General features: G+C 70.9%; 16 protein-coding genes and 1 pseudogene. 8 read left to right on the plus strand and 9 right to left on the minus strand.

What is annotated here, in order from left to right:
* Genes ACIQTP_RS17835 through ACIQTP_RS17845 form a run of 3 tightly spaced genes read right to left on the minus strand, consistent with a single transcriptional unit; the run spans position 1 to position 3,016 of the window.
* Complete coding sequence (locus tag ACIQTP_RS17835) at positions 1–915, minus strand: ATP-binding cassette domain-containing protein (RefSeq protein WP_403400834.1); 915 nt, start codon at positions 913–915, stop codon at positions 1–3.
* 8 nt (positions 916–923) lie between these two features.
* Positions 924–2,000 (minus strand): ABC transporter permease, encoded by a 1,077-nt coding sequence (locus tag ACIQTP_RS17840; protein WP_402040044.1) that lies wholly within the window; start codon positions 1,998–2,000, stop codon positions 924–926.
* Positions 2,000–3,016, minus strand: coding sequence for a sugar ABC transporter substrate-binding protein (locus tag ACIQTP_RS17845; protein ID WP_403400837.1), 1,017 nt, complete (start codon positions 3,014–3,016; stop codon positions 2,000–2,002). Before ACIQTP_RS17845 ends, ACIQTP_RS17840 begins: the two co-directional genes overlap by 1 nt.
* A 292-nt stretch (positions 3,017–3,308) precedes the next feature.
* Between ACIQTP_RS17845 and iolC the strand changes: the two genes are divergently transcribed.
* The 6 genes from iolC to ACIQTP_RS17875 all read left to right on the plus strand — a co-directional run bounded on the left by iolC (position 3,309) and on the right by ACIQTP_RS17875 (position 10,442).
* Positions 3,309–4,280 carry a 5-dehydro-2-deoxygluconokinase gene (gene iolC, locus ACIQTP_RS17850; RefSeq protein WP_403400839.1) on the plus strand — a complete coding sequence of 324 codons (972 nt, stop codon included), beginning with the start codon at positions 3,309–3,311 and terminating at the stop codon, positions 4,278–4,280.
* Between the two features lie 29 nt (positions 4,281–4,309).
* Complete coding sequence (locus ACIQTP_RS17855) at positions 4,310–5,188, plus strand: deoxyribose-phosphate aldolase (protein WP_403400841.1); 879 nt, start codon at positions 4,310–4,312, stop codon at positions 5,186–5,188.
* 71 nt (positions 5,189–5,259) lie between these two features.
* Positions 5,260–6,144, plus strand: coding sequence for a 5-deoxy-glucuronate isomerase (gene iolB, locus ACIQTP_RS17860; RefSeq protein ID WP_403400843.1), 885 nt, complete (start codon positions 5,260–5,262; stop codon positions 6,142–6,144).
* Complete coding sequence (iolD, locus tag ACIQTP_RS17865; protein WP_403400845.1) at positions 6,144–8,015, plus strand: 3D-(3,5/4)-trihydroxycyclohexane-1,2-dione acylhydrolase (decyclizing); 1,872 nt, start codon at positions 6,144–6,146, stop codon at positions 8,013–8,015. Before iolB ends, iolD begins: the two co-directional genes overlap by 1 nt.
* A 45-nt stretch (positions 8,016–8,060) precedes the next feature.
* A complete protein-coding gene (locus tag ACIQTP_RS17870; protein ID WP_403400847.1) occupies positions 8,061–9,563 on the plus strand; it encodes a CoA-acylating methylmalonate-semialdehyde dehydrogenase in 1,503 nt (500 codons plus the stop codon).
* 135 nt (positions 9,564–9,698) lie between these two features.
* Positions 9,699–10,442 carry a GntR family transcriptional regulator gene (locus ACIQTP_RS17875; RefSeq protein ID WP_402040064.1) on the plus strand — a complete coding sequence of 248 codons (744 nt, stop codon included), beginning with the start codon at positions 9,699–9,701 and terminating at the stop codon, positions 10,440–10,442.
* Between the two features lie 48 nt (positions 10,443–10,490).
* Here ACIQTP_RS17875 and ACIQTP_RS17880 read toward each other — a convergent pair.
* A pseudogene (locus ACIQTP_RS17880) lies at positions 10,491–11,821 on the minus strand (Tat pathway signal sequence domain protein).
* 162 nt (positions 11,822–11,983) lie between these two features.
* On the minus strand, positions 11,984–13,138 hold the full coding sequence (locus ACIQTP_RS17885; RefSeq protein ID WP_403400850.1) for a Gfo/Idh/MocA family protein: 1,155 nt from the start codon (positions 13,136–13,138) through the stop codon (positions 11,984–11,986).
* 127 nt (positions 13,139–13,265) lie between these two features.
* Here ACIQTP_RS17885 and ACIQTP_RS17890 point away from each other — a divergent pair, with 127 nt between their 5' ends.
* Positions 13,266–14,267 (plus strand): LacI family DNA-binding transcriptional regulator, encoded by a 1,002-nt coding sequence (locus ACIQTP_RS17890; RefSeq protein ID WP_402040070.1) that lies wholly within the window; start codon positions 13,266–13,268, stop codon positions 14,265–14,267.
* A 180-nt stretch (positions 14,268–14,447) separates the two neighbouring features.
* On the opposite strand, the gene ACIQTP_RS17895 is transcribed toward ACIQTP_RS17890, so the two are convergent.
* Genes ACIQTP_RS17895 through ACIQTP_RS17905 form a run of 3 tightly spaced genes read right to left on the minus strand, consistent with a single transcriptional unit; the run spans position 14,448 to position 15,778 of the window.
* Positions 14,448–14,705 carry a hypothetical protein gene (locus ACIQTP_RS17895; protein WP_403400852.1) on the minus strand — a complete coding sequence of 86 codons (258 nt, stop codon included), beginning with the start codon at positions 14,703–14,705 and terminating at the stop codon, positions 14,448–14,450.
* On the minus strand, positions 14,706–15,077 hold the full coding sequence (locus ACIQTP_RS17900) for a TetR/AcrR family transcriptional regulator (RefSeq protein ID WP_403400854.1): 372 nt from the start codon (positions 15,075–15,077) through the stop codon (positions 14,706–14,708). It abuts the gene before it with no gap.
* A gap of 5 nt (positions 15,078–15,082) precedes the next feature.
* A complete protein-coding gene (locus ACIQTP_RS17905) occupies positions 15,083–15,778 on the minus strand; it encodes a type 1 glutamine amidotransferase domain-containing protein (RefSeq protein WP_403400856.1) in 696 nt (231 codons plus the stop codon).
* Between the two features lie 235 nt (positions 15,779–16,013).
* Here ACIQTP_RS17905 and ACIQTP_RS17910 point away from each other — a divergent pair, with 235 nt between their 5' ends.
* Positions 16,014–16,415, plus strand: a complete 402-nt coding sequence (locus tag ACIQTP_RS17910) for a nuclear transport factor 2 family protein (RefSeq protein ID WP_060897588.1) — start codon at positions 16,014–16,016, stop codon at positions 16,413–16,415.
* A 21-nt stretch (positions 16,416–16,436) separates the two neighbouring features.
* On the opposite strand, the gene ACIQTP_RS17915 is transcribed toward ACIQTP_RS17910, so the two are convergent.
* Positions 16,437–16,724 (minus strand): DUF6479 family protein, encoded by a 288-nt coding sequence (locus ACIQTP_RS17915; protein WP_403400858.1) that lies wholly within the window; start codon positions 16,722–16,724, stop codon positions 16,437–16,439.
* Positions 16,725–16,836: the final 112 nt, after the last annotated feature.

Raw genomic sequence — 16,836 nt, forward strand, 5'->3', positions numbered from 1 at the left:
TCAGGAGGTCCCTTCGGGAGTGGCCGCCACGGGTGCTTTGAGGTCGTCCGCTTCGGGGAGTTCCTCGACGTCGACGCCGCGGACCTGGGCCAGTTCGTGCTTGAGCGCGGCGAGTTCCGCGCCGCCGGCCATGTGGTTGGTCAGCTCTTCCAGGCTGACCTCGCTGCGGGCGGCGCTGAGTTCGAGGGTGCCGAGGCGCAGGACGCTGAAGTGGTCGCCGACCATGTAGGCGTGGTGCGGGTTGTGGGTGATGAAGATGACGCCGAGGCCGCGGTCGCGGGCGGCGGCGATGTACTTGAGGACGACGCCGGACTGTTTGACGCCGAGGGCGGCGGTGGGCTCGTCGAGGATGAGGACGCGGGCGCCGAAGTAGACGGCTCGGGCGATGGCCACCGACTGGCGTTGGCCGCCGGAGAGGGTGCCGATGGGCTGATCGAGGTCGTCGAGGACGATGCCCATGTTGCGCAGTTCCTCGTCGGCGGTCTTCTTCATGCGGTCGATGTCGAGACGCTGGATCGGCCAGGGGCCCTTGGTCATCTCGGAGCCGAGGAAGAAGTTGCGCCACACCGGCATGAGGGGGACGGTGGCGAGGTCCTGGTAGACGGTGGCGATGCCTTTGTCGAGGGCTTCGCGTGGGGTGGAGAAGCGTACCGGGGTGCCGTCGACGAGGAATTCGCCCTCGGTGTGCTGGTGCAGGCCGGAGATGATTTTGATGAGGGTGGACTTGCCTGCGCCGTTGTCGCCGAGGACGCAGGTCACCTGGCCGGGGTGGACGGCGAGGGAGACTCCGTGCAGGGCACGGATGTTGCCGTACGCCTTCCCGGCGCCGCGCAGTTCGACGATCGGGGCGGTGCCGTCCTCGGGCGGAGCGTCCGGGAGGATGGCGCCGGCGGGTCCGGATCCGTTGGTTGTCATGGGTCGGTTCACCTCCGGGTCGCCGCGCGGCGGACCCACAGATTGATGAGCGTGGCGCCGAGCAGCATCACGCCGAGGAAGGCCTTGAACCAGTCGGGGTTCCAGCCCGCGTACACGATGCCCTGGTTGACCATGCCGAACATGAAGGCGCCGAAGACCGGTCCGATCGCGGAGCCGTAGCCGCCGGTCAGCAGACAGCCGCCGATCACCGCCGCGGCGATGTAGATGAGTTCCTGGCCGACTCCCTCGCCGGACTGCACGGTGTTGAAGGAGAACAGCTGGTGCATGCCGATGAACCAGGCGCCGAAGCCGACGAGCATGAAGAGCGTGATCTTGGTGAAGGTGACCGGTACGCCGACCGCGCGGGCGCTGTCCTGGTTGCCGCCGACGGCGAAGATCCAGTTGCCGTACTTGGTGCGGAGCAGGACCCAGGTGGCGATGGCCGCGAAGACCAGCCACCACACGACGGTGATCTTCACCTGGACGCCGCCGACGTCGAAGGAGGAGGCGAAGATCTTCTTCGCCTGGTCGAAGCCGTCCATGGTGCTGATGTCGTCGGTCGCGACGTTCCCGGTGATCAGCTTGGTCACCGCGAGGTTGACGCCTTGCAGGATCAGGAAGGTGCCGAGCGTGACCAGGAAGCTCGGTAGCCCGGTGCGGACCATCATCCAGCCGTTGAACGCGCCGACCGCCAGCGAGACGACGAGCGCGACGATCACACCCACCCAGACGTTCATGGTCAGTTGGTAGCTGATCATGCTCGCGGTGAGCGCCGAGGTGATCACGGCGACGCCGGCCGACAGGTCGAACTCGCCGCCGATCATCAGCAGGGCCACCGGCAGCGCCATGATCCCGATCGTCGACGACTGGTAGAGCACGGTCGCCATCGAGCTGCCGGAGCGTACCGACGGCGCGGCGATCAGGAAGAAGACGAACACCGCCACGGCGCCGAGGAAGACGCCGACCTCGGGCCGGGCGAGCAGCCGCAGCGTCAGGGAGCGCTGCGCGGTCCGGCCGTCGGTCTCCTTGGGGCCGGGGGCCGGCGGTGTGGTCACCGCCGGCTCAGCCTGTTGGGCCATGCTCATCACCGGGTGCCCTTCGCGGCGAACTGGGCGACGGCGTCGACGTTGGACTTGTCGACGAAGGCCGGCCCCGTCAGGATCGGCTGCTCCCCGCCGCCGCTGTAGTTGCCGTTCGTCTTGTAGAGCCACAGCGAGTCGACCGCCAGGTAGCCCTGGAGATAGGGCTGCTGGTCGACCGCGAACTGGATCGTGCCCTTGCTGATGGCGCCGGTCAGGTCCTTGTTGAGGTCGAACGTGGCGATCTTCGCCTTGCTGCCGGCGTCGCTCACCGACTGCACCGCGGTCAGGGCGTACGGGGCGCCGAGGGTGACGACGTAGTCGATGGCGCTGTCCTGCTTGAGCTTGGCGGTGATCGTCGACTTCACGGACGGCATGTCGGTGCCGTTGACGTACAGGGTCTCCGTCGTACCGCTGAAGGTCTTCTTCACCCCGTCACAGCGCTGGGTGAGTCCGATGTTGCCCTGCTCCTGGATCACACAGACGGCCTTCTTCGCGCCTTCCGAGTTCAGCTTCTTGCCGAGCGCCTCACCCGCGACCGTCTCGTCCTGGCCGAAGAACTCCATGAGGCCCAGCTTCTGCCAGTCGCTGACGCCCGAGTTGAGGCCGACCACGGGGATCTTGGCCGACGTCGCCTTGCTTATGACGTCCTTCATGGCATCCGGCTTGGCGAGGGTGAGCGCGATGCCGTCGACCTTCTGGTCGATGGCGTTCTGGACCAGGTTGGCCTGGTTGCCCGCGTTCGGGTCGGCGGAGTAGACCAGCTTCACGTTGTCCTTGGCGGCCGCCGCCTCGGCGCCCTTGCGCACGATGTCCCAGAACGTGTCGCCGGGTGCCTGGTGGGTGACCAGCGCGACCGTCATGCGGGGAGTGCCGGCCTTGCCGGCCGACACCGCCGCCCCGCTCTCCTCGGCCTTCTTCCCGCCGGAGCTGCTGGAACAGCCGGCTATGAGCAGCGCGGATGCCGCCGCGGTCGCGACGAGGGCGATTCTGCGGGTACGGGGGTGAAACGTGCGGTCCATCTTTCCAGCACCTCACTGTGCGACAGGGGAAAGGGAACGGGACGGCGCCGGGGCGCTGGGCCCGTGCGGGGCTCGGACAGGATGTCCGGGGCGATGAGGGTGACGCGGCTGCTTCGTTGGGACGGGATACAAGACCCTGACGCACCCCCCTGTCAATACTTTGTTAGGACATCATTTCCTGAGCAGGTCCGAATGTCAGTACAAAGTCTTGACAGGGGACGGCCGTGGGTCCTACACCTGAGAGGCACCGGGCGCCCCGCCGCCCGCATCCCACGCATCAGGAGCGTCACGCATGCCTGAGTCCGCTGAATCCTTCGACGCCGAATCCCTCGACGTCATCACAATGGGACGTATCGGCGTCGATCTGTATCCCCTGCAGACGGGTGTGCCGCTCGCGCAGGTCGAGTCCTTCGGGAAGTTCCTCGGCGGCTCGGCGGCCAACGTCGCGGTGGCCGCCGCACGCCTGGGCCGGGCCACCGCGGTGATCACCCGCACCGGACAGGATCCCTTCGGCACCTATCTCCACCAGGCGCTCAAGGAGTTCGGCGTCGACGACCGCTGGGTCACGCCCGTCGACGCCCACCCCACGCCGATCACGTTCTGCGAGATCTTCCCGCCGGACGACTTCCCGCTCTACTTCTACCGGCGGCCCAAGGCACCCGACCTGGAGATCCGGACCGACGAGCTGGACTTCTTCGCGATCCGTGCGGCCCGCATCTTCTGGATCACCGGCACCGGCCTGAGCGAGGAGCCCAGCCGCTCCGCCACGCTCGCCGCGCTGAAGGCACGTGCCAAGTCCGGCACCACCGTCTTCGACCTCGACTGGCGGCCCATGTTCTGGTCCGACCCGGACGAAGCACGCCCGTACTACGCCGAGGCGCTGCGGCACTCCACCGTCGCCGTCGGCAACCTGGACGAGTGCGAGATCGCCACCGGCGTACGCGAACCCCGCGCGTGCGCCGAAGCCCTGCTGGCGGCCGGCGTGGAACTCGCCGTCGTCAAACAGGGCCCCAAGGGGGTCCTGGCCGTCCACCGCGACGGCACCGTCGCCGAGGTCCCGCCGGTCCCGGTGGAGGTTGTCAACGGCCTCGGCGCCGGAGACGCGTTCGGCGGCTCGCTCTGCCACGGCCTGCTGTCCGGCTGGGAGCTGGAGAAGACCATCCGGTACGCCAACGCGGCCGGCGCGCTCGTCGCCTCCCGTCTCGCCTGCTCCTCCGCGATGCCCACCGAGTCCGAGGTCGAGGACCTCCTCGCGCGCGGCTGACCGACGCCACCCCCTGAACGGAGCCTGTCTTGAGCATCAGCATCCCCGACCTCGCCATGGTGCGCGCCCGGCATCCGGAGGCCATCGCCGAAGCGGCCGCCCGCCGGGTCCGCCGCCCGCTGATCGGCGACGGCGGCCGCCTGATGATCGTGGCCGCGGACCACCCCGCGCGCGGCGCGCTCGGCGTCGGCGAGCACCGCCTGGCCATGGCCAACCGCGCCGACCTCCTCGAACGCCTCTGCGTCGCGCTGGGCCGGCCCGGGGTGGACGGCGTGCTCGCCACCGCGGACATCCTTGAGGACCTGCTGCTCCTGGGCGTCCTGGAGAACAAGGTCGTGATGGGCTCCATGAACCGCGGCGGCCTGTCCGGCGCGTCCTTCGAGATGGACGACCGCTTCACCGGCCACCGCGCCGAGGACATCGAGCGGCTCCGCTTCGACGCCGGAAAGCTGCTGGTGCGGATCGACTACGACGACCCGGGCTCCCTCGAGACCCTGGGGACCACCGCGCGCGCCATCGACGACATGGCCGCCCGCCGACTGCCGCTGTTCGTCGAGCCGTTCATATCCCGCCGGGTGGACGGCAAGGTCCGCAACGACCTGAGCGCCGAGGCCGTCACCCGGTCCATCGCCATCGCCTCCGGCCTCGGTGGCACCTCGGCCTACACCTGGCTCAAGCTCCCGGTCACCGACGACCCCGACGACATGGCCGAGGTGCTGGAGGCCTCCACCCTGCCCGCCGTACTGCTCGGAGGCGAGGTCGGCGCTGACCAGGAGGGCGCGTACGAGAGATGGCGCAAGGCCCTGCGGCTGCCCACCGTCCAGGGCATGGTCGTCGGCCGCTCGCTGCTCTACCCCGCGGAGGGCAGTGTGGAGACCGCGGTGGACACCGCGGTCGGCCTGCTCTGACTCCCAGCCGCCCGAGCCGACTCGCCTACTCCCGAAGGCCCGCTCTGATTCCCGTAGAGGAGCCACTTCCGATGACCACCACGCACCATCTGCCCGCGGGCAAGGCCGCCGCCGACGTCTACGCCGTGGACGTCAGTCCCGAGTCGGCCGGCTGGGGCCACTCCAGCCTGCGGGTGCTCGAACTGCCCGCCGGTGGCTGGCACGCCTTCGACACCGGCGACAGCGAGTGGATCGTGCTCCCGCTCTCGGGCGGCTGCACCGTCGCGGTGGGCGGCGACACGTTCCGGCTCGCCGGGCGCGAGAGCGTCTTCAGCGGGGTGAGCGACTTCGCGTACGTGCCCCGCGACGCCCAGGTCTCGATCGCCTCGCGCGACGGCGGCCGGTTCGCGCTCACCGGCGCCCGCTGCAGCCGCCGGCTGCCCGCCCGCTACGGGCCCGCCTCCTCCGTCCCCGTCGAACTGCGCGGCACCGGCACCTGCTCCCGCCAGGTCAACAACTTCGGCGCGGCAGGGGTCTTCGAGTGCGACAAGCTGATCGCCGTCGAGGTGATCACCCCCGGTGGCAACTGGTCCTCCTTCCCGCCGCACAAGCACGACGAGCACCGGCCCGGCGAGGAGTCCGAACTCGAGGAGATCTACTACTTCGAGTTCGCCCCCCACGAGGGCACGCCCGGCCTCGGCTACCAGCGCGTTTCACCCTCGGGCCACGGCGCCAACACCGATGTGCTGGCCGAGGTGCGCGAGGGTGACGTCGTCCTCATCCCCGACGGCTGGCACGGGCCGTCCATGGCCGTGCCCGGCCACGACATGTACTACCTCAACGTCATGGCGGGCCCCGGCACCGACCGCGCCTGGCTGATCTGCGACCACCCCGACCACGCCTGGATCCGTGACACCTGGCCGGAGCGGCCGGTCGACCCCCGCCTGCCCCTCTACACCGCCCCCGAGAGGTCCTGATGAGCACCACCACCCGTCGTCTGACGACAGCCCAGGCGCTGGTGCGCTTCCTGTCCGCGCAGTACAGCGAGCGCGACGGCGTACGCCACCGGCTGATCGCCGGCACCTGGGGGATCTTCGGCCACGGCAATGTGGCGGGCATCGGCCAGGCCCTCCTGGAGGCCGGCGAGGACACCATGCCCTTCCACCAGGGCCGCAACGAACAGTCCATGGTGCACGCGGCGGTCGGCTACGCCCGCCAGCTCAACCGCCTCTCCGCCCAGGCCGTGACCACGTCCATCGGACCCGGCGCCACCAACCTCGTCACCGGCGCCGCCCTCGCGACGATCAACCGCCTGCCCGTACTGCTGCTGCCCGGCGACTACTTCGCGACGCGCTCCGCCGACCCGCTGCTCCAGCAACTGGAACACCCCGTCGAGGCCGATGTCTCCGTCAACGACACACTGCGCCCGGTCTCCCGCCACTTCGACCGGATCACCCGCCCGGAGATGCTGATCCCGGCCGCGCTGAACGCGATGCGGGTGCTGGCCGACCCGGCCGACACCGGTGCCGTCACCCTCGCCCTGCCGCAGGACGTGCAGGCGGAGGCGTACGACTGGCCGGAGGAGTTCTTCGCCGAACGCGTCTGGCGCGTACGCAGGCCCGCCCCCGATCCGCTGGAACTCGCCGAAGCCGTACGGGCGATCCGCGCCGCCGAGCGCCCCCTGATCGTCGCCGGCGGGGGAGTGCACCACAGCGAGGCCGAGGCAGCGCTCAAGTCCCTGGTCGACGCCACCGGCATCCCGGTCGCCTCGACCCAGGCGGGCAAGGGCTCGCTGCGTCACGACCACCCCGCCGACCTCGGCGGCATCGGCCACACCGGCACCGCGGTCAGCGACGACATCGCCCGCACCGCCGACCTGATCATCGGGGTCGGCACCCGCTACACGGACTTCACCACCGCCTCCAACACGCTGTTCCAGCAGCCCGGCGTGCGGTTGGTCAACCTCAACATCACCGCCTTCGACGCCCACAAGCTCGCCGCCCGACCGCTGGTCGCGGACGCGCGGACCGGTCTCCAGGCGCTGGCGACGGGGCTGTCCGGCCACCGGGTCGACGCGGCGTACGAGGCCGAGTACCGCGCGGGCAAGGCGCGTTGGGAGGAGGTCGTCGAGGCCGCCTACCGGGCGGAGGACTCCGCCGTACCCACCCAGACACAGGTCCTCGGCGCCCTGGACGCCGTCGTCGGCGACGACGACGTGGTCATCAACGCGGCCGGCTCGCTCCCCGGCGACCTGCACAAGCTGTGGCGGGCGCGCGGCCCGCGCCAGTACCACCTGGAGTACGGCTACTCCTGCATGGGCTACGAGATCCCGGCCGGCATCGGCGTCCAGCAGGCGGCGCCCGGCACGCCCGTCTGGTCGCTGGTCGGCGACGGCACCTATCTGATGATGCCCACCGAGATCGTCACCGCCGTCCAGGAGGGCCTGCCCGTCAACCTGGTCCTGATCCAGAACCATGGCTACGCCTCCATCGGCGGCCTCTCCGAGGAGGTCGGAGGCGAGCGATTCGGCACCGCCTACCGCTACCGCGCCGCCGACGGCACCTTCTCCGGAGCCCCGCTCCCGGTGGACCTCGCCGCCAACGCCGCGAGCCTCGGCATGGACGTCATCCGCGCCAAGACCGTACGGGAACTGCGTGACGCCCTGGCCGCGGCACGCGCCTCGGACCGGCCGACCTGCGTGTACGTCGAGACCGACCCGACGCCCACCGCACCGCCCGCCGAGGCCTGGTGGGACGTACCCGTCGCCGAAGTCGCCTCCCGCGACGCCGCGTCGCACGCCCGCGCACGGTACGAGGGCCACGTCGCCGCCCGCCGCCGCCACCTCTGATCCCGACCTCTTCGCCTGCCCCGCCACCGAAAGGCGCCCCGCACCATGAAGACCATCACCCACTGGATCGGCGGCAAGCCCGTCGAGTCCGCCTCCGGACGCTTCGGACCCGTCTACAACCCGGCCACCGGTGCCCAGGAGAAGCAGGTCGGCTTCGCCTCGGTCGACGAGGTGGACGCCGCCGTCGCCAACGCCAAATCGGCGTACGAGAGTTGGGGCGGCGCCTCGCTCGCCAGGCGCACGGCGATCCTCTTCAAGTTCCGCGAACTGCTCGACGCGCACCGCGACGAGATCGCCGAGCTGATCACCGCCGAGCACGGCAAGGTGCACTCGGACGCGCTCGGCGAGGTCGCCCGCGGCATGGAGATCGTCGAACTGGCCTGCGGCATCGCCGACAAGCTCAAGGGCGAGCTGTCCACGCAGGTCTCGACCCGGGTCGACGTCGCCTCGATCCGTCAGCCGCTGGGTGTCGTCGCCGGCATCACGCCGTTCAACTTCCCCGCCATGGTGCCGATGTGGATGTTCCCGCTCGCCATCGCCTGCGGCAACGCCTTCGTGCTCAAGCCGAGCGAGAAGGACCCGTCGGCCTCCTTCCGGCTCGCCGAACTGGCCTCCGAGGCCGGGCTGCCGGACGGTGTGCTGAACATCGTCCAGGGCGACAAGGTCGCGGTGGACCGTCTCCTGGAGCACCCCGACGTCGTCGCGGTCTCCTTCGTCGGCTCCACGCCCATCGCCAAGTACATCCAGCTCAAGGGCGTCGAGCACGACAAGCGCGTACAGGCCCTGGGCGGTGCCAAGAACCACATGCTCGTCCTGCCCGACGCCGACCTGGACTTCGCCGCCGACCAGGCGATCAACGCCGCCTACGGCTCGGCCGGCGAGCGCTGTATGGCGGTCTCGGTCGTGGTCGCGGTCGGCGACACCGGCGACGAGCTGGTCGGCAAGATCGCCGAGCGGGCGAAGAACCTGCGCATCGGCCCCGGCAACGACCCCGCCTCCGAGATGGGCCCGCTGATCACGCGCGAGCACCGCGACAAGGTGGCGTCGTACGTCGCCGGCGCGGCGGCCCAGGGCGCCGAGGTCGTCGTCGACGGTACCGGCTACTCCGTCGACGGACACCCCGAGTGCGCGGAAGGCTTCTTCCTCGGTGTCTCGCTGCTCGACAAGGTCCCGGTGACGGCGGACGCGTACAAGGACGAGATCTTCGGCCCGGTGCTGTGCGTGGTGCGCGCCGACACCTACGACGAGGCCATCAAGCTCATCAACGGATCCCGTTGGGGCAACGGCACCGCGATCTTCACCCGGGACGGCGGCGCCGCCCGCCGCTTCCAACTGGAGGTCCAGGCGGGGATGGTCGGCATCAACGTGCCGATCCCGGTGCCGGTCGGTTACCACTCCTTCGGCGGCTGGAAGGACTCCCTCTTCGGCGACCTGCACATCTACGGCAACGACGGCATCGCCTTCTACACCCAGGGCAAGGTGATCACCACGCGGTGGCCCGACCCGGCCGACGCGGGCATCAACCTCGGCTTCCCCAGCCACTCCTGACTCGCAGGGGCGGCCGGTGCGGGACGGACCACTTCGGTTCCCGCACCGGCCGTCCTCAGGACCGACCGTCAGGACGATGCGATGGCAAGGGTTCCCGTCCGCCGGACCGCCCGATCCCCACGAGCACCGGCCGCCATGCCCGTGGGCCTGGACTTCTCGCTGGACCGCAACAGCCCCGTACCGCTCTACTACCAGCTCGCCCAGCAGCTGGAGGCCGCGATCCAGCGCGGTGTGCTGAGCCCGGGCAGCCTGCTGGGCAACGAGGTCGAGCTCGCGGGCCGCCTCGGCCTGTCCCGCCCCACCGTCCGTCAGGGCATCCAGAACCTGGTCGACAAGGGGTTCCTGGTCCGCCGCCGCGGCGTGGGTACCCAGGTGGTGCACAGCCAGGTCAAACGCCCGCTGGAGCTCAGCAGTCTCTACGACGACCTGGAGAACGCCGGACAGCGTCCCACGACCCAGGTGCTGCACAACGCGGTCGAGCCGGCGTCCGCCGAGGTCGCGGCCGCTCTGGGCATCGCCGAGGGCGGCGCGGTGCACCGTGTGGAGCGGCTGCGCCTCACCCATGACCGGCCCGTGGCGGCCCTGTGCAACTACATCCCGGAAGGGCTGCTGGACGTCGACACCGCCCGGCTGGAGTCGACCGGCCTGTACCGCATGATGCGTGCCGTCGGCATCACCCTGCACAGCGCCCGTCAATCCGTGGGCGCCCGCTCCGCCTCGCCGGAGGAGGCCGAGCGGCTGGACGAACCGGCGGGCGCCGCCCTGCTCACCATGCGGCGTACGGCCTATGACGACACCGGCCGCGCGGTCGAGTACGGCACCCACATCTACCGTTCCTCGCGGTACGCCTTCGAGTTCCAGTTGCTGCTCCGTACCTGAGCGGGCCGCGACCGACGGGCGCTCGGCCGCCCGTCACTCGCCCGCCCGTCACTCCCCGGTGTCGCGGCGGGCCCGGTCGCGGCGGCGCAGCAGGAGGAAGCCGCCCGCGAGGGCGGCGACGCCGGTGGCGGCGGTCCAGGCCGGCAGGTCGGAGGAACCGGTCGCGGCCAGGTCGCCGCCCTTCCCACCGAGCGGGCTCGCGGAGGAGGAGGGCGTGGCGGACGCGCCGCCGGAGGGTGACGCACCGGACACGCTGCCGGAGGGCGACGTACCGGACGCACCGGTTGTGGGCGTCGGCGGCGCCGTCGTCTCGGCGGCGGTGGCCCGGGGGCGGGTGAACGCCAACGAGCCGAAGCCGAGTTGATCGTAACCGCCGCTGTTGGGGCCGTAGTCCCCGCCGCCCTCGGGCGCGAACCGGGCCGCGATCTTCGTCAGGTGCGGCGCGTCCAGCCCCCGGCGCTTGGTGTAGTGGTTGGCGATCATGGCCCAGATCGGCCGGGCCATGGCCGGGTCGACGGCCGCCGCGGCGGACGCGGTCTCCGAGCCCGACCAGATGCCGGGCGCGCCCTTCCTGCGGGTGTACGAGGTGTAGGGCACGGCTCCGCCCAGGCTCCACTTGGCGACGTACTGGGCGCCCTTGAGGAAGCGGCTGTCGTCGTAGCCGTACAGGTCGATGCCCTGGTTCCAGGCTATCTCGAGTACTCGACGGCGCGGTCGACCTTCGCCCGGTCGTCGCACAGGATGCCGATGGCGAGGACGGAGGCGATGTTCGTCAGGTCCCAGTTGGCCCAGTAGTTGGTGATGTAGGAGCCGTTGTGGTGCGCGAGGAAGTCCTCGCTCAGCGGGTGGAAGACGTCGAGCATCATCTTCTGGAACCGGCCCAGTTCGAAGCCCTCGTGGCCGCGGACGAGCTCGGCCGCGTTGGCGAACTGGTAGCCGTACAGACCCGAGGCGAGGAACCGGTCGGCGCTGCCGTCGAGCCTCGTCAGCCTGGCCGACCAGGCGTTGAGGATGTCACGGGCGGTGTCGGCGTGCGCGGTGATGCCCGTGACGTGCCAGCGCAGGGCGTTCTGGTAGGCGGCGTGGATGTCGTTGTAGAGCGTGACGTAGTTCTCGGGTGTGCCCGAGCCGCGGTACACGGTCGCCTGGGGGTTGGCCGTCCAGGTGCTCTGGGCATGCCGGTTGGCCGTCAGCCTGGCGAAGCCGGCCGTGCAGGGCTGCGCGCCGGCCTTCACCCGGGTCGCCATGCGGTGCTGATCGGCCCGGGTGTGCAGCATCCCGGGGTGCGCGAAGGCACCGCCCGCCGCCATGGCCGGGGCCGGCGCGAGGGCGCTGCCGGCCATGGTGGCGCCCGCGGCCGCGCCGGCGATCTTCAGCATGTTCCGGCGACTGATCTGTGCTGTCACTGACTTGGTTCCTTAGCGGTCGGTGCCCGGGGATGCCTACGCACAGGAGACGCCGTGGAACGCGGCCGATAACAGAAAGTCGCCCAGCCGTCCTTCATGGACGCGACGACGGATCCGGCCGCCGCGACCGCCACGTCAGCCCAGGGGCACCCACGTGCCCCGCTCGGCGGAGCGGGACATCGCGTCCAGCGCGGCCGCGCTGTGCGTCGCGTCGGCCAGCGTCGCGCCGTACGAGGTGTTCTCCGCGATCGACCGCAGGAAGTGATGGGCCTCGATGACCTTGAGATCGTCGTAGCCCATGCTGTTCGCGGAGCCCGGCTGGAAGGCCGCGTACTCGCCGTCCCCGGGGCCGACGTACACCGTGCTGACGGGCTGGTCCTGGTACGACGTACCCCTGCTGACGCCCAGTTCGCCCATGCGCCGGAAGTCCCAGAAGACCGCGCCCTTGGTGCCGTGCACCTCGAAGCCGTAGTTGTTCTGCTCGCCCACCGAGACCCGGCAGGCCTCCAGCACGCCCCGCGCACCGGAGGCGAAGCGCAGCAGACAGTTGACGTAGTCCTCGTTCTCCACCGGGCCCAGTTCGCCGCCCGTCGCGCGGGTGTGACCGGCGGTGGCGCCGGTCGGGCGGGCCCGCAGAGGCAGGAAGACCGCGGTGTCGGCGGTCAGTGCCTCGATCTCGCCGAGCAGGAAGCGTGCCAGGTCGACGCCGTGCGAGGCCAGGTCGCCGAGGACTCCGCTGCCGCCGCGCTCCCGCTCGAAGCGCCAGGTCAGCGCGCCCTCGGGATGGGCCGCGTAGTCGCTGAACAGCCGGATGCGGACATGGGTGACGGTGCCGATCTCGCCGGAGGCGATCAGTTCGCGGGCGGCGGCGACGGCCGGGGCATTGCGGTAGTTGAAGCCCACCGTGCCCTGGACCCCGGCCTTGGTGACCGCGTCCGACACGGCGCGGGCGTCCTCGGCGGTCAGGCCCACCGGCTTCTCGATCCAGATGTGCTTGCCCGCCTCGGCCATGGCGAGGCCGATCTCGCGGTGCAGGAAGTTCGGCGCGGCGATGCTCACCGCCTGGACCCGGGGATCGGCGGCCACCTCGCGCCAGTCGCGGTGGGCGGCGGCGAAGCCGTACTGGGCCGCGGCCTGCTCCGCCCGGCCCGGCACCTCGTCGGCGACGGCGACCAGTTCGGGCCGCAGGGACAGCCCGGGGAAGTGGTGGGGCACGCGGGCGTACGCCTGGGTGTGCACCCGTCCCATCCAGCCGAACCCCACGACGGCAACGCCGAGCGAACGCACCATGACTGCCCCTCTTTGGACCGGTCCAATATCTCCCGGCCTCACACTGAAGCCAGTCGCACGGGGTGTCAACCCCTTTGACAAGCTCACCCACCGTATGGAACGGTCCAGGAATGGAGCCACGCAGACGATGAGAGCACCGACGATTCGCGACGTCGCCGAGCGGGCCGGAGTGTCGAAGTCGCTGGTCTCCCTCGTGCTGCGCGGTTCCGACCAGGTCCGTGACGAGAAGCGGCAGGCCGTGCTGGCCGCCGTCGAGGAGCTCGGCTACCGGCCCAACGCCGCGGCGCGCAGCCTCAGCGAGCGGCGCACCCGTACGGTCGGGGTGCTCCTCAACGACATGCGCAACCCCTGGTTCGTGGAGCTGCTGGACGGTCTGAACTCCCGGCTGCACGACTCAGGTCTGCACATGCTGCTCGCCGACGGTCATCTCAACCGGCGTCTGGGCGAGGACCTCACCCGTACCTTCGTGGACCTGCGTGTCGACGGTCTGATCGCCGTCGGCACCCTGCCAGCCGCCGAGGCGCTGCGGACGGCGGCCGGGCAGATTCCCACCGTGGTCGCGGGCGCCCGGGAGCCCGAGCTGCCCGGTGTCGACGTGGTCGCCAACGACGACGAGCGCGGGGCCCGCCTCGCCACCGAGCATCTCATCGGCCTCGGCCACCGCCGGATCGCGCACATCGCGGGGCGGGGGATGGTCGGTGAGCTGCGCCGCCGCAGCTTCGAGGCGGTCATGCGCGAGCGCGGACTGGCCGCGGAGGCGGTCGTGGAGCAGGGGGACCTGACCGAGGAGGGCGGCTACCGTGCCACGGTCCGGCTGCTCAGCGCCCGCGAACGGCCCACCGCCGTCTTCGCGTTCAACGACATCGCCTGTGTCGGCGCCCTCTCGGCCGCGGAGGAACTCGGCCTCCAGGTGCCGCGCGACCTCTCCCTCGTCGGCTACGACAACACCTACCTCTCACGGCTGCGGCACCTGTGGCTCACCACCGTGGACAGCGCCGGCCATGACGTCGGCCGCCGTGCCGCGCAGTGTCTGCTCGACCGGATCGCCGACCCCGCCCGCCCGGGCGAGGTCGTCCTCACCGCCCCGGCCCTCGAGGTCCGCGGCACGACGGCGCCTGTGCGGGGTTAGGGCCCCTTCGGCTTCCCGCTCTCCGACGCGAGCGCCTCCGCGCCCGCCCCGGACACGGCCACCGTCGTCATGGAACTCCCGCGACGTCCGCGCGCCGGGAGGGACTTGGCGATCACGCCGGTCGGCCACGAACCGCACCGGGGGGCGCCTGCATGGATACGAACCCCACCGCGTGCCCGCCTAGACGGACACCGGGCACCGGCCGGACTTGGGCCGCGCCGTCCCACACGGTCCCACCGGGGAGCCGCCGCATGTCAGGCCCCGGCCGCCGAGCAGGCCGGTCAGGAGGGCGTCGGTGGCCGGGGCCAGCAGATGCCGGCCGCCGGGGGACGACTCCAGGCCGACGACCAGGGCCAGACAGATGTCGGCGGCCTCGGCGGGCTCGACACCGGTCGGGGCGGCCGCCTCGGCGAAGAGGCTGATCAGCAGGCGCCGCAACTACCCGACGAACGCGTGGCAGATGTCCCCGAACAACCGGGCCTTCTCGTCGAGGAGTTCGGCCGTGTGGGGGGAGTCGCCGGCCAGCTGGAGCACCAGGTCGAGTTTGGCGGCCAGAACGCCCCGGACGCGCTCGGCGTGCGGGGCGCCGCACTCGGCGGCCGCCTCCCGGGCCCGGCCGAGCGCCTGCTCGTGCAGTCGCCCGGCGAGCAGACGGAAGGCGTCGTCCTTGCCGCGGATGTACTGGTAGACCGCCGACCGGGACACGCCCATGGTGGAGGCGATGTCGTCCATCGTCGTGCGTCGTACGCCGTACCTGGTCAGGCAGTCGTAGGCGGCGTCGAGGACCTCATCGAGCCGGTCGGTGGCCATGAGGGTCAGGCCAGCTTCGTCAGCAGCTCGACGGCCAGAGGGGCGGAGGAGGCCGGGTTCTGGCCGGTGACCAGGTTGCGGTCGACGACCACCTTGGGGGCCCACGGCTCGCCCTCCTGGAAGTCGACGCCCGCCTCGACGAGCCGGTCCTGGAGCAGCCACTTCGCCTTGTCGGCGAGACCTGCCTGCGTCTCCTCGGTGTTGGTGAACCCGGAGACCCGGTAGCCCGCGAAGGCGTTGCTGCCGTCCTCCTTCGTCGCGGCGAGCAGCGCGGCCGGGCCGTGGCACACCACACCGAGCGGCTTGCCCGACTCCAGCGCGAGGGTGAGCAGCCGGCCGGAGTCCGCGTCGACCGCCAGGTCCTCCATCGGTCCGTGGCCGCCGGGGTAGTAGACGGCCGCGTAGTCGGCGAGGTCGACCTCCGCCAGCTTGATCGGCCGCTGGAGCGCGGTCATCGACGCGAGGGCGTGCGCGATGCGGTCGGCGCCCTCCTGGCCACCGTTGACCTCGGGAGCCAGGCTCCCCCTGTCCACGGTCGGTACGACGCCGCCCGGCGTGGCGACGACGACCTCGTGGCCCGCGGCCTCGAACGCCTCGTACGGGGCGACGGCCTCCTCGGCCCAGAAGCCGCTCGGGTGGCGGGTGCCGTCGGCGAGCGTCCAGTGGTCGACGCCGGTGATCACGAAGAGAATCTTCGACATGGTGCGTTTCTCCGAGGGTGCGGGGGGTTGTTGCCGTTGTTCCTGTCGTACGCCCTGACGCTCTGGACCCAGAGCGTCAGCGCGGTGATGTGCTCGACGGTATGCCGCTCTGACATAGGTGACCAATAGGGGCAGTGGCCAGAGCCATAGGAATTCCAATGTCTGGACCTCGCGCACCACCCCAACTACTCTGTTCGTAACCTAATCAATTAGTTGAGTGAGAGGCGGGGCTCGGATGCACCCCTTCCGGAAGGCCGTAGAGGCGGGCGACCTCACCGCGGTCGAGGAGATGCTGGCCGACGACGTGGTGTTCACCAGCCCCGTCGCCTTCAAGCCGTACCCGGGCAAGGCCATCACCGCGGCCATCCTGCGCGGCGTCTCCCGTGTCTTCACCGACTTCCGCTACGTACGCGAGATCGCCGGTGCCGACGGTCGCGACCACGCGCTCGTCTTCACCGCGAAGGTGGGCGACAAGGAGCTCAACGGCTGCGACTTCCTGCACTTCGACGAGGACGGCAGGATCGACGACCTGATGGTGATGGTCCGCCCGCTCTCGGCGGCCCATGCGCTCTCCGAGGCGATGGGCGCCCAGTTCGAGCGGATCTCTCGCGAGGCGGCGGAGGCGATGGGCGGCTAGGCCTTCTCCGCCGGCCAGGGTCTAGGAGCCGTTCGTTCGCTTCAACTCGTGGGGTGTCAGTCGGTGCTCGCTCGGGGGGAGTTCGTTGGGCTCGCGGTGCTCCCTGACCTCGTGGACAGGGCCGCTGTCGGGCAGGCGGGGCTGTTCCTCCGGGCGGGGCGGGGGTGGTTGCTGTTGCCGCTTGCGGCGGCCCCACCACACGACACCGACCAGCACCGCCACCAGGGCGACGCCCACGGTGAGCGGCCCGATGACCAGCAGGCCCTGGGCCGCGGCGAGCACGGTCCCTTCCGTATCCATGGCACTCATGCGCCCCCGAGTACCCGGAGTTGTGCACCTGAACCGGGTGGCGCTGGTCCGGAGGGCGGCCGCCGGGCCCTGAGGTGCAGGTTTGGCGGGCCTTCCCGTGGCTACCCGCTCG

The sequence above is a fragment of the Streptomyces sp. NPDC090798 genome (genome assembly GCF_044768965.1).
GTDB lineage: Bacteria > Actinomycetota > Actinomycetes > Streptomycetales > Streptomycetaceae > Streptomyces.

What these genes read in the sequence shown, in the direction of transcription:
- ACIQTP_RS17905 (WP_403400856.1), bottom strand. Translation starts at nt 15,778, where the DNA reads ATGTCGAAGATTCTCTTCGTGATCACCGGCGTCGACCACTGGACGCTC.
- ACIQTP_RS17845 (WP_403400837.1), bottom strand. Translation starts at nt 3,016, where the DNA reads ATGGACCGCACGTTTCACCCCCGTACCCGCAGAATCGCCCTCGTCGCG.
- ACIQTP_RS17900 (WP_403400854.1), bottom strand. Translation starts at nt 15,077, where the DNA reads ATGGCCACCGACCGGCTCGATGAGGTCCTCGACGCCGCCTACGACTGC.
- ACIQTP_RS17915 (WP_403400858.1), bottom strand. Translation starts at nt 16,724, where the DNA reads ATGAGTGCCATGGATACGGAAGGGACCGTGCTCGCCGCGGCCCAGGGC.
- ACIQTP_RS17910 (WP_060897588.1), top strand. Translation starts at nt 16,014, where the DNA reads ATGCACCCCTTCCGGAAGGCCGTAGAGGCGGGCGACCTCACCGCGGTC.
- iolD (WP_403400845.1), top strand. Translation starts at nt 6,144, where the DNA reads ATGAGCACCACCACCCGTCGTCTGACGACAGCCCAGGCGCTGGTGCGC.
- ACIQTP_RS17885 (WP_403400850.1), bottom strand. Translation starts at nt 13,138, where the DNA reads ATGGTGCGTTCGCTCGGCGTTGCCGTCGTGGGGTTCGGCTGGATGGGA.
- iolC (WP_403400839.1), top strand. Translation starts at nt 3,309, where the DNA reads ATGCCTGAGTCCGCTGAATCCTTCGACGCCGAATCCCTCGACGTCATC.
- iolB (WP_403400843.1), top strand. Translation starts at nt 5,260, where the DNA reads ATGACCACCACGCACCATCTGCCCGCGGGCAAGGCCGCCGCCGACGTC.
- ACIQTP_RS17870 (WP_403400847.1), top strand. Translation starts at nt 8,061, where the DNA reads ATGAAGACCATCACCCACTGGATCGGCGGCAAGCCCGTCGAGTCCGCC.
- ACIQTP_RS17875 (WP_402040064.1), top strand. Translation starts at nt 9,699, where the DNA reads ATGCCCGTGGGCCTGGACTTCTCGCTGGACCGCAACAGCCCCGTACCG.
- ACIQTP_RS17840 (WP_402040044.1), bottom strand. Translation starts at nt 2,000, where the DNA reads ATGAGCATGGCCCAACAGGCTGAGCCGGCGGTGACCACACCGCCGGCC.
- ACIQTP_RS17890 (WP_402040070.1), top strand. Translation starts at nt 13,266, where the DNA reads ATGAGAGCACCGACGATTCGCGACGTCGCCGAGCGGGCCGGAGTGTCG.
- ACIQTP_RS17835 (WP_403400834.1), bottom strand. Translation starts at nt 915, where the DNA reads ATGACAACCAACGGATCCGGACCCGCCGGCGCCATCCTCCCGGACGCT.